The organism is Rhodoferax sp. (genome assembly GCF_013297935.1).
In the GTDB taxonomy this organism is placed as follows: domain Bacteria; phylum Pseudomonadota; class Gammaproteobacteria; order Burkholderiales; family Burkholderiaceae_C; genus Allorhodoferax.
The window spans coordinates 326,068-339,954 of the sequence record NZ_JAAFIX010000003.1; the positions used below are offsets into that span (position 1 = coordinate 326,068).

Annotated in this window: 13 protein-coding genes and 1 pseudogene; 6 read left to right on the forward strand and 8 right to left on the reverse strand. The window is 61.5% G+C overall.

The window, feature by feature from the left end:
* Position 1: 1 nt before the first annotated feature.
* Complete coding sequence (locus tag QZW03_RS07080; protein ID WP_296509273.1) at positions 2-853, reverse strand: lysophospholipid acyltransferase family protein; 852 nt, start codon at positions 851-853, stop codon at positions 2-4.
* A gap of 182 nt (positions 854-1,035) precedes the next feature.
* Between QZW03_RS07080 and metK the strand changes: the two genes are divergently transcribed.
* The 4 genes from metK to QZW03_RS07100 are packed head-to-tail and all read left to right on the forward strand — an operon-like array spanning position 1,036 to position 5,766.
* Positions 1,036-2,220, forward strand: coding sequence for a methionine adenosyltransferase (metK, locus tag QZW03_RS07085; protein ID WP_296509274.1), 1,185 nt, complete (start codon positions 1,036-1,038; stop codon positions 2,218-2,220).
* A gap of 18 nt (positions 2,221-2,238) precedes the next feature.
* Positions 2,239-3,480 (forward strand): glycosyltransferase family 9 protein, encoded by a 1,242-nt coding sequence (locus tag QZW03_RS07090; RefSeq protein ID WP_296509275.1) that lies wholly within the window; start codon positions 2,239-2,241, stop codon positions 3,478-3,480.
* Complete coding sequence (locus tag QZW03_RS07095) at positions 3,477-3,959, forward strand: GtrA family protein (protein WP_296509276.1); 483 nt, start codon at positions 3,477-3,479, stop codon at positions 3,957-3,959. Before QZW03_RS07090 ends, QZW03_RS07095 begins: the two co-directional genes overlap by 4 nt.
* A 40-nt stretch (positions 3,960-3,999) precedes the next feature.
* The gene (locus QZW03_RS07100; protein ID WP_296509277.1) at positions 4,000-5,766 is read left to right on the forward strand and encodes a hypothetical protein; all 1,767 of its coding nucleotides are present in this window, start codon (positions 4,000-4,002) and stop codon (positions 5,764-5,766) included.
* Between the two features lie 40 nt (positions 5,767-5,806).
* Here the strand turns inward: QZW03_RS07100 and QZW03_RS07105 are convergent.
* The 6 genes and pseudogenes from QZW03_RS07105 to QZW03_RS07130 all read right to left on the reverse strand — a co-directional run bounded on the left by QZW03_RS07105 (position 5,807) and on the right by QZW03_RS07130 (position 11,258).
* Positions 5,807-6,390 (reverse strand): annotated as a pseudogene (locus tag QZW03_RS07105) (hypothetical protein).
* Positions 6,387-6,833 carry a type II 3-dehydroquinate dehydratase gene (gene aroQ / locus QZW03_RS07110; protein WP_296509278.1) on the reverse strand — a complete coding sequence of 149 codons (447 nt, stop codon included), beginning with the start codon at positions 6,831-6,833 and terminating at the stop codon, positions 6,387-6,389. Before aroQ ends, QZW03_RS07105 begins: the two are co-directional and overlap by 4 nt.
* A gap of 97 nt (positions 6,834-6,930) precedes the next feature.
* Positions 6,931-7,836 (reverse strand): 4,5-DOPA dioxygenase extradiol, encoded by a 906-nt coding sequence (ygiD, locus tag QZW03_RS07115; RefSeq protein ID WP_296509279.1) that lies wholly within the window; start codon positions 7,834-7,836, stop codon positions 6,931-6,933.
* 124 nt (positions 7,837-7,960) lie between these two features.
* A complete protein-coding gene (locus QZW03_RS07120) occupies positions 7,961-9,307 on the reverse strand; it encodes a dicarboxylate/amino acid:cation symporter (protein ID WP_296509280.1) in 1,347 nt (448 codons plus the stop codon).
* A gap of 143 nt (positions 9,308-9,450) precedes the next feature.
* Complete coding sequence (locus QZW03_RS07125; RefSeq protein WP_296509281.1) at positions 9,451-10,092, reverse strand: hypothetical protein; 642 nt, start codon at positions 10,090-10,092, stop codon at positions 9,451-9,453.
* On the reverse strand, positions 10,089-11,258 hold the full coding sequence (locus tag QZW03_RS07130; protein WP_296509282.1) for a sialidase family protein: 1,170 nt from the start codon (positions 11,256-11,258) through the stop codon (positions 10,089-10,091). Before QZW03_RS07130 ends, QZW03_RS07125 begins: the two co-directional genes overlap by 4 nt.
* Positions 11,259-11,315: 57 nt before the next feature.
* Here QZW03_RS07130 and QZW03_RS07135 point away from each other — a divergent pair, with 57 nt between their 5' ends.
* A complete protein-coding gene (locus QZW03_RS07135) occupies positions 11,316-12,335 on the forward strand; it encodes a pirin family protein (protein ID WP_296509283.1) in 1,020 nt (339 codons plus the stop codon).
* A 23-nt stretch (positions 12,336-12,358) separates the two neighbouring features.
* Here the strand turns inward: QZW03_RS07135 and QZW03_RS07140 are convergent, their stop codons facing one another.
* Complete coding sequence (locus QZW03_RS07140; protein WP_296509284.1) at positions 12,359-13,105, reverse strand: ABC transporter substrate-binding protein; 747 nt, start codon at positions 13,103-13,105, stop codon at positions 12,359-12,361.
* Between the two features lie 254 nt (positions 13,106-13,359).
* Here QZW03_RS07140 and QZW03_RS07145 point away from each other — a divergent pair, with 254 nt between their 5' ends.
* Positions 13,360-13,815, forward strand: a complete 456-nt coding sequence (locus tag QZW03_RS07145; RefSeq protein WP_296509285.1) for a fasciclin domain-containing protein — start codon at positions 13,360-13,362, stop codon at positions 13,813-13,815.
* Positions 13,816-13,887: the final 72 nt, after the last annotated feature.

Here is a 13,887-nt window from a genome sequence, read left to right on the forward strand (position 1 = left end):
CTCAGCCTTTTTTGTCCACGGCGCCTTCGGGCTGCCGGGGTTGTTTATACCGTGCGTAACCCCACAAATATTGCCCCGGCAGGGCAAGAATTACCCGCTCCATAGCCTCGTTGATCTGGCGGGTAGCTTCCGCAAGGTCAGCTGACAACTCCACCTCAAACGGGCGCACACACACCCGAAAGCCCGCACCGGAAGGCAATCGCTCGCCCCAGGCAAGCACTATCTGAGCGCCCGTTTGCTGCGCCAATCTCGCCGCCAAGGTCATGGTGTAGGCCGGCTGACCGAAGAAGGGCGCCCAAACCCCTTGCCCGGCTGGTGGCACTTGATCCGGCAGCAAGCCCACACATTGCCCGGCCCGCAATGCCTTGATCAGCTGCTTGACACCCGCCAGATTGGCTGGCGCAGTCGCCAGCCCCGGACGTCGGCGGCTTGCTTCGATGATGCTCCTCAGCCACTTTTGCCGTGCCGGCCGGTACAACACGGTCATGGGTGCGTCATGCACGCCGAAACGCTGCGCGTACGCTTGGGCGGTGACTTCAAAGCTGCCAAGGTGGGGGGTGAGAAACACCACCCCACGCCCGGCTTGCACCGCCGCCTCTACCAACTCTGCACCATCCCACTGAACGGGAACCGGCGGGCCGGCCCAAAGACGGGGCAACTCCATCACCATTTCGCCCGCGGCCGCTACCGAGGCACGGACGCCTGCGCTTCCCACCTTGGCCGCCAAGGCATGCGAACGCAGCCGCGTGCGATAGGTGGCGGACATGCCATAGACCAACCAGCCGCACACCCAGCCGATGCGGTGCAACCAGTTCAAAGGCAGTCGGGACAGGAATCGAAATACAAAGGCCATGCGTGGGCTAAAATCTGCAGCGTCACCGAGTTATAGAACTACTTGCAGGGTGACTTCACAGGGGCAACTGATTAAAAAGAAGCCATTGTGCCTCGCCGATTCCGGCGGATCTGCTAAAGCGTTCGCTGAAAGCTCCAAAGCTCAAGCAACGCGTCTTGATGTTTATTTTTTGGAGAACTACTATGGCGAACGACTTCCTCTTTACCTCTGAATCCGTATCCGAAGGCCACCCCGACAAGGTCGCCGACCAGATTTCCGATGCGATTCTGGATGCAATCTTCAAGCAAGACCCCCGCTCCCGCGTCGCGGCCGAAACCCTGACCAACACCGGTCTGGTGGTGCTGGCGGGTGAAATCACCACCAACGCACACGTGGACTACATCCAGGTAGCGCGCGACACCATCAAGCGTATCGGCTACGACAACACCGACTACGGCATCGACTACAAAGGTTGCGCCGTGTTGGTGGCCTACGACAAGCAGTCGAATGACATCGCCCAAGGCGTGGACCACGCCAGTGATGACCACCTCAACATCGGTGCCGGTGACCAAGGCCTGATGTTCGGCTACGCCTGCGACGAAACACCTGAGCTCATGCCCGCTCCCATTTACTACGCGCACCGCTTGGTGGAGCGCCAGGCGCAGCTGCGCAAGGACGGCCGCCTGCCCTTCCTGCGCCCTGACGCTAAGAGCCAGGTGACCATGCGCTATGTGGACGGCAAGCCCCACAGCATCGACACCGTGGTGTTGTCCACCCAGCACCATCCCGACCAGTCGGAGACCCAGCACAAGATGAAGGCCTCGTTCACCGAAGCCATCATTGAAGAAATCATCAAGCCGGTGCTGCCCAAAGAGTGGCTGCAGAACACCCGCTACCTGATCAACCCCACCGGCCGCTTTGTGATCGGTGGCCCCCAAGGCGACTGCGGCCTGACCGGTCGCAAAATCATTGTGGACACCTACGGTGGCGCCTGCCCCCACGGCGGTGGTGCGTTCTCGGGCAAAGACCCGTCCAAGGTGGACCGCTCTGCCGCGTATGCTGCCCGCTATGTCGCCAAAAACATCGTCAAGGCCGGCTTGGCTAAGCAGTGCCAGATTCAGGTGGCCTATGCGATTGGCGTCGCCAAGCCGATGAACGTGACCGTGTACACCGAAGGCACCGGCGTCATTCCAGACGACCAGATTGCCGCCTTGGTGAACGAGCACTTCGACCTGCGCCCCAAGGGCATCATCCAGATGCTGGACCTGCTGCGCCCCATCTACGAAAAAACTGCGGCGTATGGCCACTTCGGCCGCGAAGAGCCCGAGTTCACGTGGGAGCGCACTGATAAAGCCGCTGCTTTGCGCGCTGCTGCCGGACTGAAGTAAACAGGAACCGCCAGACCCATGAATATCCAGACACAACGCTTCATTGACCGCTGGGCCGGCCAGCTCCTGTGCAGTGCGGTGTCCGGATGGGTCAAGCTCACCAGCCTGTTCAGTGCGCCGGCCCGGATGCCGGCCGCACCGAAAAACATTCTGGTGATTCTGCTGTCGGAAATGGGTAGCATCGTGCTCGCCGGCCCCATGTTTGCGGCATTGCGCCGCCAATACCCCGGGGCTGCTATCCACATCCTGCAGCTGAAAAAGAACCAGGAAGTCTCCAAGCTCCTGTCATTGACAGAGGTGGAGCACATGCACACGCTGGACGACAGCTCCGGCGGCTCGCTGATTTCGGATATTTTGAAAGTCAGCCTTAAGTTCCGGAGCATCGGGCTGGATGCAGTGATCGACTGCGAGCTGTTTTCGCGGGTGAGCGCCCTGCTGTCCTTCAGCACCGGCGCCCCTGTGCGGGTGGGCTTTACGCCGCACACCCAAGAGGGCCTGTACCGCGGCAGTTTCATCAACCACAGCATTCCCTACAACCCCTACCAGCACATCAGCAAGCAGTTTTTGTCGCTGGTAGATGCACTGCAGTCGCCCGAAGGCATGCCGCGCAACCGGGCCGGCGTGATCCGGGAGATTCCGGCCGAGCCGGAGTTGTCGGTGGCGTTCAACCCCGGCGAGCTGCAGGCCTACCGCAACAAAGTCGCGTCGGACCACCCCGCAACCGCCGATCGCGGTTTGGTGCTGGTTTATGCGGGTGGCGGCATCCTGCCGGAGCGGGCCTGGCCTGCCAGCCACTACGCCCGCGTGGTGCAGGGCCTGTGCAACGCCGGGTACGCCGTGGGCCTGATCGGCTTGAAAGACGATGCGGTGCTGGCGCGTGACCTCAAGACCCAAGTCGGTAGCGAGGCCTGTATTGACCTGACCGGTTACACCAAAAGCATCCGCGAGCTGCTGATGCTGATGCATGCCAGCCGCCTGCTCATCACCAACGACGGCGGCCCCAGCCACTTTGCCACGGTCACCCCTATCCAGACCATGGTGTTTTTCGGCCCCGAGACCGGCAAACTCTATGGGCCATTGGGCAAGCGGACCATCATGCTGGAGAGCGGCATTGCCTGCTCGCCGTGCTTGACGGCCTACAACCACCGCCTCACCTTTTGCGATGGCGACAACCAGTGCCTCAAGCGCATTGCACCCGATCCGGTGCTTGAGCAGGCCCTGCAATTCCTGAGCGCGCCGGGCGAGGGCCCTCGCGCATGAGCGGGCTGCAACGCGCGGTCCTGTGGGCCTTGGGTTTGCTGGAGCGCTACCGCTACATCAAGTTCGGCATTGTGGGCGCTAGTGGCACGGTGGTGAATCTGGCGGTGCTGCATTTCGGGCATGAGTTTTTGTTCAACGAGATTGAGTCGGGCTACAACAAACCCTACTTCTCCTTGGTGCTGGCGATTGCGCTGGCAACGCTGAACAACTTCACCTGGAACCGCCTGTGGACTTGGTCCGACCGAGTCAAGACCCTGGAAGCCGGCGAGGTGCAGCCCGTAAGCCTGCGCCTGCTGGGCATGGAGTTCGGTCAGTACGTCACGGCCTCGGCGTTCGGCAGTGGCATGCAATACGTGCTGACCCTGCTGCTGTCGGGCAGCATGGATTACCGCTTGGCCAACATCATTGCCATTGTGGCGGCCAGCGTAAGCAACTTTCTGGCGAACGACCGGTGGACCTTCAAGCGCCACCGCGACTAGGCAGCCGGGGTGTCTGCGATTCACCTCATCACACACTTTTATGCCAAATAAGTCTTTAGCCCCCGTAGATATTGCGTGGCTAGCTCTTGTTTTTATAGCAAGCACCCTGTACCTTTTAGGTCTGGGCGGCGGCTACGCTCCGACCAACGGGGATGAGATGGTCTACATCCATATTGCCCGCATGACTGCGGAAAGTGGCCAATGGCTTCCCTTGCAGTCCGAACTGGTGGGCACCCGCAACACCAAGCCGCCCTTGCTCATTTGGCAAGCCATGGTGGCGGGGAACTGGGGCCAGACCTGGAGTCTGTTTGCGCTGCGGCTCCCCAGTGTGGCTTACACCTTCTGCACCACGGCGTTGCTCGCTTTTTTTGCCTACCGGCTGGCCGATGACCGCCGCAAACTGCGCACCGCCTGCATCGCCGCTGCGCTGTATTTGCTTTTCTTTTCGACCTTCCGCTACGGGCGGGTGTACCTCACCTCTGCACCCGAAACCTTTTGGCTGGCGCTGCCCATGTGGTGGCTGCTCTGGCTGCGGCTGCCCTCCACCGGCTCGCTCACGCCCGCCACCGGGCCTACCCCCGGGCCGCTGGCCTACACACTGTTCGGCATAGCCATGGGTCTGGGCGCTGCCTACAAGTCGTTTGCCCTGGTAGCTCCCGCGGCTGCGGCGCTGTGGTGTGCCGTGCTCTTGAGCACGCCGTGGAGTTGGCGCACCGCCGTCCGCACCACCCTCGGCGCAGGCTGGAGCACCTTGCTGGGCGTGGGCATTTTTGCCCTGTGGTTTGTGCTGGACCCGGACCCTGCCAGCGTGTGGCAAGAATTCGTGGTGGCCGAGAACGCAGGCAAGATGTCCAGCAGCATGGGCTACTGGCAGGCCGCCCTCTCCGGCCCCTACCCCATGTGGACCCAGTTGCTGGCTTACCCGTCCAACGGCGGCTTGCTGGCGCTACCGGTGTTGGGTTTTTGCCTACTGGCACTGCGCCACACCGGCACGTTGCTGCAACCCGCCCGCCTCAGCCCGGCGCTTTGGATCTTGTTGGCCTGGGTAGTGGTGTGGCTGGTGGTGTTCACCATCCCCAACCAGCGCTCGGAACGCTATGTCATTCCCGCCATGCCGGCAGTGGCCATCGCCATGGCACTGGTGTGGGACCGGCTACCGCGACTCTGGTTCTGGTTGACTCTGCTGATCACCGTGCCGGCACTCGTGATGCTGGGCCGCATCAGCTGGGTGATGGGCACCCTTCAGATGGCGTCGCCCACCGAAGTTGCTATTACTTTAATAGCGGCTTGCGCAGGTACTGCCGGGGCTATCGCCGGTTTTTGTCGCAAATCATGGGCTGCCTACGCCAGCCTGGTGGCGGTGCTGGCGGTGTATGGCTGCTTCACGCTCATGGTCCAGCCCATCTCCAAGGACGAGGCGGGCTACAGCCCGGCCATCGAAGCGCAGATGACGGGCCAACGAGTTGCCGTGCCCAACGGCTTTACCGGGCAGTACGAGCGCTACCACTTCCAACTCCATGGCGCGCGCATCACACCCTACGACGCCGAAGGCCGCAACACCGGGGCGCTCTACCCGGAAATGCCGCCCAAGGAACGGCTGGCGCGCTTGCTGAATGAATTTGATGCCGTGATCTGGCTGCAGGAGGACTTGAAGGAGCCTCCGTCGTGCCTGCCCCAGTGCACCCTGCTGGCGCAGCGCTGGCACGTGAAAAGCCGGCACAAGGACGGCGAAGTCACGCTGGACAACCTCTGGCAGGTGCAGGACTGGCTGTTCCGCCGTGAGTGGCTGCTCACAGCCGCCCGATAGACACCTGAAACAAGACCCGGGGCAAGGCCAGCTCGCAGAACTACTGGTATTGCAAGGTTGCCAGCGAACGATGCTCATCCGCGCTGGTACTGGGCCGGCCGAAAAACTCCAGATATGCCGGAGTCTGCTCAAACAGCATGTCTGAGCCCACCCGCACGTTGCACCCGCGCAGTATTGCTTCAGCAAGGAGCGCCGTAGTTTCGGTTTTCATGACCAACTTAACCACAAAAGTACGGGCCGACAGGCGTGACACCTCCAGGGGCATGGGATAGCCCTCCTTCATGCCCAGGGGCGTGGCATTCACGACCAAGTCAAAACCCAACGGGTCAGTAGAACCGGTGGTGACTTCGATCTCTGGGTAGTGCTGGCGCAAACGCGCTGCCAGCCGTTTGCGGAGCACCCCGCGCACGAAGCCGGCACCATCGAACATGTCGCCCTGCAAATCAGCGCGCCCCGGATGTTGGAGAGCCTGAACACGCTGCGCAAGAAGGCGGAGAAGTATTCGGGCTTGGAACCCTTGGGCACTACCGCCACATTGTCCCCGGCTTTTTTAACCCGGGGGTGTAGATCATGGGTGGGGTAACCGAGATGAATAATGAGCTCTGTATTGCCGTTGCTGATCATTTTTTCGCAGCGTTCGCTGCCGACACCCCGGCGCGCAGGGCCAGCAGATAGCTATCCACGCCGAAGCCTGCGATCTGGCCCTTGACGATTTCCGCGAATACTGATTTGTGGCGGAATTCCTCACGGGCATGAATATTGGACATGTGCAATTCCACGATAGGGCAGGTCAGGATGGCCAGCGCGTCGCGGATGCCGTAGCTGTAGTGCGTCCAGGCACCGGCATTGATGAGAACCGCGTCCACACCCTCCGTGAACCCCTGGTGAATGCGCTCGCACATGGCACCTTCATGGTTGGTTTGAAAGGTCTCCACGTCCACACCCAATTCGCGGCCCAAGGCAGTCAGGTCGGCGTTGATCTCATCGAGCGTGATGGTGCCGTACTGCACCGGGTCACGCTTGCCGAACATGTTGTGGTTAATGCCGTGGAGCATCAGGACTTTCATTTCGTTTCCTTTGGTCGAATATCGAAGCATCACAAGTCCCTGAAGTCTGCCATGTCTTTGAGGCACCTGATCGAACAGGCGTTTATCGAGACATCCATCAGCCCCAGATCACCGAGCGCATCGAAATGGAGGCCGACTGAAAGCCTGTGTTGAAAAAGCGCGGCATTTCGTCCGGCTTAACGGCCCCCGCGGCCAGCAGCAAAGGCAGATAGTGCTCATGCGAAGGGTGCGCCTGTTGGGCCACGGCGCCCAGCGATTGGAACGCGGCCAACTGGTCGAGCTGGCCTTTTTTGATCTGGTCCTGCACCACGGTGTCGAACTCGCGGGCCCAATCGTAAGTCTCGTTCGGGCCACTGCCGTTGCGGGTCGCGCGCAGGTTGTGGACGATATTGCCACTCCCCACCACCAGCACCCCGCGGCTGCGCAGCGCGTGCAGCTGGCGACCCAACGCAAAGTGCTCGGCCGGCGGGCGGCTGTAGTCCATGCTGAGCTGCAGCACAGGAATGTGTGCTTTTGGAAACATGGGTTTGAGTACCGACCAGGCCCCATGATCCAAGCCCCATTGCCCCGTATCCACCACCAAGCGCTCAGCCGAGGGAACCTTGATCTCCTGCGCTAGGCTGCGGGCCACGGCTGGTGCACCCGGAGCCGGGTATTGCACGTCGTGCAAAGCCTGAGGAAAACCACCGAAATCATGGATCGTCTGGGGCTGCGCCACTCCGGTCACCTGCCAACCCTGCGTCAGCCAATGGGCAGAGATACACAACACCAACTGCGGCTGCGCCTGCCGTGCCAACAACTCCTTGCCCATGGCCTGCCAGCCCCGGCGCCAGGCGTTGTCTTCAATGGCGTTCATCGGACTGCCATGCCCCATAAACAGCACCGGCATGCGGGGCGACGGCTTGAGTGACTGCAAGAGTGCTTGGGTGGATGCGCCTGCAAGGCTGCTGTTGAACAGGGCCGGGAGCGCGGCGAGCGTTGCGAGTGCGGATCTTCTTTGCATACGTACAGGTTTGAGAATGAAAGTCAGCGCCCGCTGGCCCACCGTAGTTCCTTGCTCCGTCCTTCAAAAAACAAAAAGGGCCCGCAGGCCCTTTTCAATTGGGTGGTGGAGTCGCCTCCCCGCCTCAGCGCACGTTGGCGGGCACGGCCATGGTGGCCACTTTTTCGTCCAACAGCAGTTCGGGCTCCTGGGCTTCCACTTGGGTGGGGTTCTTCAGGCCCTCGGTCAGGCGTTGCATGTCGAGGTCGCCGGTCCACTTGGCCACCACCAAGGTGGCCACACCGTTGCCCACCAGATTGGTCAGGGCGCGGGCTTCGGACATGAAGCGGTCAATACCCAGAATCAGCGCGAGGCCGGCCACCGGCACATGGCCCACGGCAGACAAGGTGGCCGCCAGCACAATGAAACCGCTACCGGTAATACCGGCGGCGCCCTTGGAGGTGAGCAACAACACGGCCAGCAAAGTGAACTGCTGGGTCAGGTCCATCGGGGTGTCGGTCGCCTGGGCAATAAACACCGCCGCCATGGTCAGGTAGATGGACGTGCCGTCGAGGTTGAAGGAGTAACCGGTAGGAATCACCAGACCGACCACCGACTTGCGGGCGCCCAGGTTCTCCATTTTTTCCATCATGCGGGGCAGCACCGATTCAGACGACGAGGTGCCCAACACAATCAGCAACTCTTCTTTGATGTAGCGCACAAAGCGCACGATGCTGAAGCCGTGCAAACGGCTGATGAGACCCAGCACGCCGAACACAAAAAGCAAGCAGGTCACGTAGAACGCACCCATCAGCTTACCCAGCGAAAAGAGCGAATCCACGCCGTATTTGCCGATGGTGAACGCCATGGCACCGAAGGCGCCGATGGGGGCCACCTTCATGATGATGCCGACGATGTCGAACAGCACATGCGAGGTTTTTTCGATCAGGTCAAACACCATGGTGCCGCGGCCGCCGAACTTGTGCAGCGCAAAGCCGAACAGCACCGAAAACAGCAGCACTTGCAGAATTTCGCCCTTGGCGAACGCATCGATCACCGAGGATGGAATGACATTGAGCAAGAAGTCCACGGTTCCCTGCATCTTGCCGGGCGCGGTGTAGGCCGCAATGGCCTTGGTGTCCAGCGTGGCGGCATCCACATGCATACCTGCACCGGGCTGCAGCAGGTTGACCACCACCAGGCCGATGATGAGCGCCAGGGTAGACACCACCTCAAAGTACAAAAGTGCGAGGCCACCGGTTTTGCCGACCTTTTTCATGTCTTCCATGCCGGCAATCCCCACCACCACCGTGCAGAAGATGATGGGGGCAATGATCATCTTGATCAGCTTGATGAAGGCATCGCCCAGCGGTTTCATGTCTGCGCCGGTCTGCGGGAAAAAGTGGCCGAGAAATACGCCCAGCACCACCGCAGTGATCACTTGGACGTAGAGAGATTTGTAGAGCGGCTTGCGCTCGGTAGTGGATGACATGAGGGGTCTTCAGGAGAGAGGTTGAAATGCCAATGCGATGAGCCCGACGCAGGGACACGCACAGGCGCGCCGCAGGCTTCAAAACAGGGCGCAACGATACGGCGCACACCCCTCTGCGCCTACTGTGGCGTTCAACAGTAGGGTTAACCCTTAATCTTCCGGTGGTCAATCAAGTGGCGCAAAGCCACCGCATGCAGCGCGACCCAGAGCCAAGGGTCCAGCACCGCATCCAACGCATTGCCGGTGGGCAGGCGCAGCAACACAAACAGCGCCAAGGCCGCAGGCGCCAACCACGCACTCACCCGCCGCACTGCACCCGCCTGCAACAGCGGCAGCATGGCCAACACCGACAAACCGAGCAATACCGGCGGCTCGAAACCCAGTGGATACAAAGCTGATGGCAACTGCGCAAAGGTGTCGAGGAGCAAAGCCCAGCCCAGCGCAATGCCCACCCACACCAGGCCGGCTTCCCAACGGCGCGGGCCGGGTGGGGTGTCCGCGGCGCGGACGGCCGGGGGACGCAATGCCACCCAGCCCAAATACCCACACGCCAGCGGCCCCAACACACTGGGCGCCTGAAAGGCCAAGCCCAGCCAATAGGCCGCAGACAGATTGCCAGGCATCAGCACCCAGAGGCACAGCACCACTGCGAGTGCACGCCTCTGCAACATGGGAACGCCTAGCCGCTGAAACACGGCGGCACCGCCACCGGCCAGCACCAGCGCCCAGCCCCCATGCAGCCACAGCTGCATGACTACCAGATCAGGCAAAGCGGGCGAGCTCATGGCGTGCCTCCGGGCGCGAACCGCTGCCACGACAAGGTGGCCCGGTCCACGGTGTAGGCGATCCACAGCGTGTCATCGGCCCACGCCATAGCGGGGTAGGAAAACTCAGCATCGGGGCCACCCTGGCGCAGGGTTTGCTGCGGGGTCCATTGCAGGCCCTCCTGGCTACGGCTCAGCTCTAATTTGGCACGCCCCTCCGGCGTAGGGTTGTGGGCCAGCAGCATTTGTTGCGGGCCGAGGCCGAACGCTGCCACCGCTGAGTCCGGGTTGCCGAGCGGCAGGTCCGGCAGGTTCTGCCAGCTGGCGCCACCATCTTCGGTGCGCACAGCGGTTACTTTGCCGTTGTGACGTTCATCACGCATCAAAGCAATCCACTCGGTCGGGCTACGGGCCAGCAAGCTAGGCTGCAGCTGGTAAGCCAACTGCGACATGCGCGTGAGCCCGGCAAACTCGCCTTGCGCATCCAGTCGCACCGCGCTGGGGTACTTGAGCCCCAGCTCAAAGTGCACCGGCAGCACTGCGCCGCCATCCTGCAGAGGCATGACTGCGTTGCGCACGAGAAAACTGGTGTTCCACAGCCACGACAGGGGCAGCACCCGCACCGGCTCAAACGCCAGGTCCTTCAGGTCTTGCGAGTCACTGCTCTGGCGCAGGTGCAACACGCGGCTGGCAGCCCAGCCACCCCAGCCGGTCGCCACCACAAACAGGTGCATGCGGCCTTGCCCGTCCATCCATGCCACCGGGTTACCCAAGCGCCGCAAGCCGTGGCCCAACACATCCCCCATGGTGTGGCGGTTGACCACAAAGCGCGGCTCGCGCCAGCGGCCGTTCGCCCGGTCCCACTGGGTGGCGGCAATCTGCACCAGAGGGCCGCTTTCGCGCTCACCCGAAAACCAGAACAGGCTCAGGGCCGAATTGCTGCCCGCCGGCATGGGCAGCAGACTGCTGGCGTGCGCCGCCATGGTGCCCGGTGGCATGGGCACATCGCCCATCGCCACCCGCCGCAATGGGGCCGCCTCGACCGGCTGACCCTGCACGCTGATGGCCGTCATGAGCGCCTGGGCCGGCGGCATCGAGGCCGGTCGCATGCGCGCATCCGCCGCCCAAAGGCCAGCGACCAAGGCAGCTGCCAGCCCAACGCGCGCAGTGAAAGAAGAAAACAACATGGGGGGTGATCTTAGTGGCCGCCGGCAAGGCCTTGAAACAGCTAAGACAATGGGGGCATGAAAACCTTGCTCTCCATCGCCCCCTTGGGTTTCCCCTGGCAAACCATGGACCCCTTCCTGTTTTGCGTGCACCACAACGACGCCTACCCGGCCGGCAACGCGCAGATGGCCCCGGTCCCCGCCCTGCTAGCAGGCCGCAACATCGGCCAGGACTTTGCAGGCAAGGACGGGTGGAGCATGTACCACGGCGACACCGTGCCGGGCTTTCCCTCGCACCCCCACCGGGGGTTTGAGACGGTGACCATCGTGCGCAATGGCCGTATTGACCACTCCGACTCGCTGGGCGCCACCGCCCGCTTTGGCGGTGGCGATGTGCAGTGGCTCACCGCGGGCAAAGGCATCGTGCACTGCGAGATGTTTCCACTTCTGCACACCGACGCGCCCAACCCCACCGAGCTGTTCCAGATCTGGGTGAACCTGCCGGCCAAAAACAAGATGGCCGAGCCGCACTTCACCATGTTCTGGCATGAAGACATTCCCCGCATCACCGCCACCGACACGCAAGGCAAGACCACCGAAGTGGTTTGCATCGCCGGCAAGCTCAATGACAAGCAGGGCCTACCCCCCCCGCCCGACTCCTGGGCCAGCGAGCCTGGCAGCGACCTCGGTATCTACACCATCCAACTCAGCCCCGGCGCGCAGTGGACGCTGCCCGCGGCGCAGAGCGCGGACACCCGGCGGGTGCTGTATTTCTTCAAGGGTGGTGCTCTGCAAGTCGCGGGAGAGGATGTGCCTGTGAAGTCCGTGATGGTGGTGCAAGCCGACCACGACTGCACTTTGGTGAATGGCGATACCGAGAGCGAACTGCTGGTGCTGCAGGCCCGCCCCATCGGCGAGCCGGTGGCGCAGTACGGCCCGTTTGTCATGAACACCCAAGCCGAGATCCACCAGGCTTTTGCCGACTACCGTCGTACCGAATTCGGCGGCTGGCCCTGGGGCGCCAACGACCCCGTGCACCCACGCGACAAAGGCCGCTTTGCCAAGCACGCGGATGGGAAGGTTGAAGATCGGGGCTAAAGTCGACTGGGCGCCAAGCGACGTCAGTTCTTCATGTATGACTTGCTGATTTTTTTGAGGGTACCGTCCTGCTTCAAGGCTTGGACAGAAGAACGCAGGCGCTTGACGACGTCGGCATCGCAGTCCAGCGAACAAGCGAGATACAAGTCCACGCTGTGTAGCACGCGGCTCATTTTGAGCTTCTCAGCGACCGCCCGCACTTCGCGGTTGGGCCAGGCATATTGCCCCTCGGGCACCCCCGTAAACCAAGCATCGACCCGACCCAGCTGAAGCATGCGCACGGGGCTGTCACCCAACTTCAAAATGTGAATTTGCTTGTCATCAAACCCTTGCTGTTTGAGGATTTCAAGCTGCGCGGTTCCGGCACCGACTGCAATAGCACGGTACCGTGTCTTGGCCTCTTGAAAGCTGGCAACCGGCGTGTCGAGGGAAAAAAATGCCCGTTCCATCGGCATCACCGGCGCTATCCAGGTGAACTTCTCTTCACGCTCAGGCGTTCGGGACAAAGGAATGATCAATTGGTCGATGCCAGCGCTCACCTGTAGCTGCGAGCGCATCCATGGCAGGTTGTGTATTCGAGGCGCATAACCGGCTTTCTCTATCGCCAACACGACCAGATCGCCCACGATTCCGCGCTCTTTGTCGCTGGCGATCATCGTGACCGGCGGTGCGTCAGCAACAAACAGTTCCAGTGACCGTCCGCTGGCAGCACTCAGCATCAAGCTCGTAAGAGCGCACACGACCACGCCTCGCAGGGGTTTTCCAATCATCACAACCAAGTCTCCAACATGTGTGGGGTTACAGCCTCTCGCACTCTTGGTGCGGGGGCGCTCGTACGGCGCCTGGCCACTATATCCGCCCTCGTCACAGCGGTTTGAGCATGAATCGTCACAATCGGCAAAAAAGATACCGGTCGGTATTATTTAAATACCGCACAGTGCAAAGGGATACTAATTAGGATATATTTCGTTCACGCCAGTATTTTCTGACGTAACACTTCGAATTCAACCTCTTGGAGATCCCCATGAAAAAACTGTTGATTGCTTCCGTTCTGGCACTGGGTGTGGCTGTTTCTGCTCAAGCCAAAGACATCGTGGACACCGCTGTGGGCGCAGGCAACTTCAAGACCCTGGCGACCGCTTTGGGCGCCGCTGGTCTGGTCGATACGCTCAAGGGCAAGGGCCCCTTCACCGTTTTCGCGCCCACAGACGAAGCCTTTGCCAAAGTACCTAAGGCCGACCTGGAAGCCCTGCTCAAGGACAAAGCCAAGCTCACTGCCGTGTTGACCTACCACGTGGTCCCCGGAAAAGTCATGGCAGCTGACGTGAAGGCCGGCAAGGTCAAGACCGTGCAAGGCAGCGAAATCACCGTCAGCACCATGGGTGGTGTGAAGGTAGATGCCGCCAACGTGATCAAGACCGACATCGTGGCGGACAACGGCGTGATCCACGTGATCGACTCCGTGATCATGCCCAAGTAAGACTCTCGCAGGCCTCAATAAAAAGCCCCGGTAGCTTCGGCTGCCGGGGCTTTTTTGTCGGGCGCAGCGTGG

What these genes read in the sequence shown, in the direction of transcription:
- QZW03_RS07080 (WP_296509273.1), bottom strand. Translation starts at nt 853, where the DNA reads ATGGCCTTTGTATTTCGATTCCTGTCCCGACTGCCTTTGAACTGGTTG.
- metK (WP_296509274.1), top strand. Translation starts at nt 1,036, where the DNA reads ATGGCGAACGACTTCCTCTTTACCTCTGAATCCGTATCCGAAGGCCAC.
- QZW03_RS07090 (WP_296509275.1), top strand. Translation starts at nt 2,239, where the DNA reads ATGAATATCCAGACACAACGCTTCATTGACCGCTGGGCCGGCCAGCTC.
- QZW03_RS07095 (WP_296509276.1), top strand. Translation starts at nt 3,477, where the DNA reads ATGAGCGGGCTGCAACGCGCGGTCCTGTGGGCCTTGGGTTTGCTGGAG.
- QZW03_RS07100 (WP_296509277.1), top strand. Translation starts at nt 4,000, where the DNA reads ATGCCAAATAAGTCTTTAGCCCCCGTAGATATTGCGTGGCTAGCTCTT.
- aroQ (WP_296509278.1), bottom strand. Translation starts at nt 6,833, where the DNA reads ATGAAAGTCCTGATGCTCCACGGCATTAACCACAACATGTTCGGCAAG.
- ygiD (WP_296509279.1), bottom strand. Translation starts at nt 7,836, where the DNA reads ATGCAAAGAAGATCCGCACTCGCAACGCTCGCCGCGCTCCCGGCCCTG.
- QZW03_RS07120 (WP_296509280.1), bottom strand. Translation starts at nt 9,307, where the DNA reads ATGTCATCCACTACCGAGCGCAAGCCGCTCTACAAATCTCTCTACGTC.
- QZW03_RS07125 (WP_296509281.1), bottom strand. Translation starts at nt 10,092, where the DNA reads ATGAGCTCGCCCGCTTTGCCTGATCTGGTAGTCATGCAGCTGTGGCTG.
- QZW03_RS07130 (WP_296509282.1), bottom strand. Translation starts at nt 11,258, where the DNA reads ATGTTGTTTTCTTCTTTCACTGCGCGCGTTGGGCTGGCAGCTGCCTTG.
- QZW03_RS07135 (WP_296509283.1), top strand. Translation starts at nt 11,316, where the DNA reads ATGAAAACCTTGCTCTCCATCGCCCCCTTGGGTTTCCCCTGGCAAACC.
- QZW03_RS07140 (WP_296509284.1), bottom strand. Translation starts at nt 13,105, where the DNA reads ATGATTGGAAAACCCCTGCGAGGCGTGGTCGTGTGCGCTCTTACGAGC.
- QZW03_RS07145 (WP_296509285.1), top strand. Translation starts at nt 13,360, where the DNA reads ATGAAAAAACTGTTGATTGCTTCCGTTCTGGCACTGGGTGTGGCTGTT.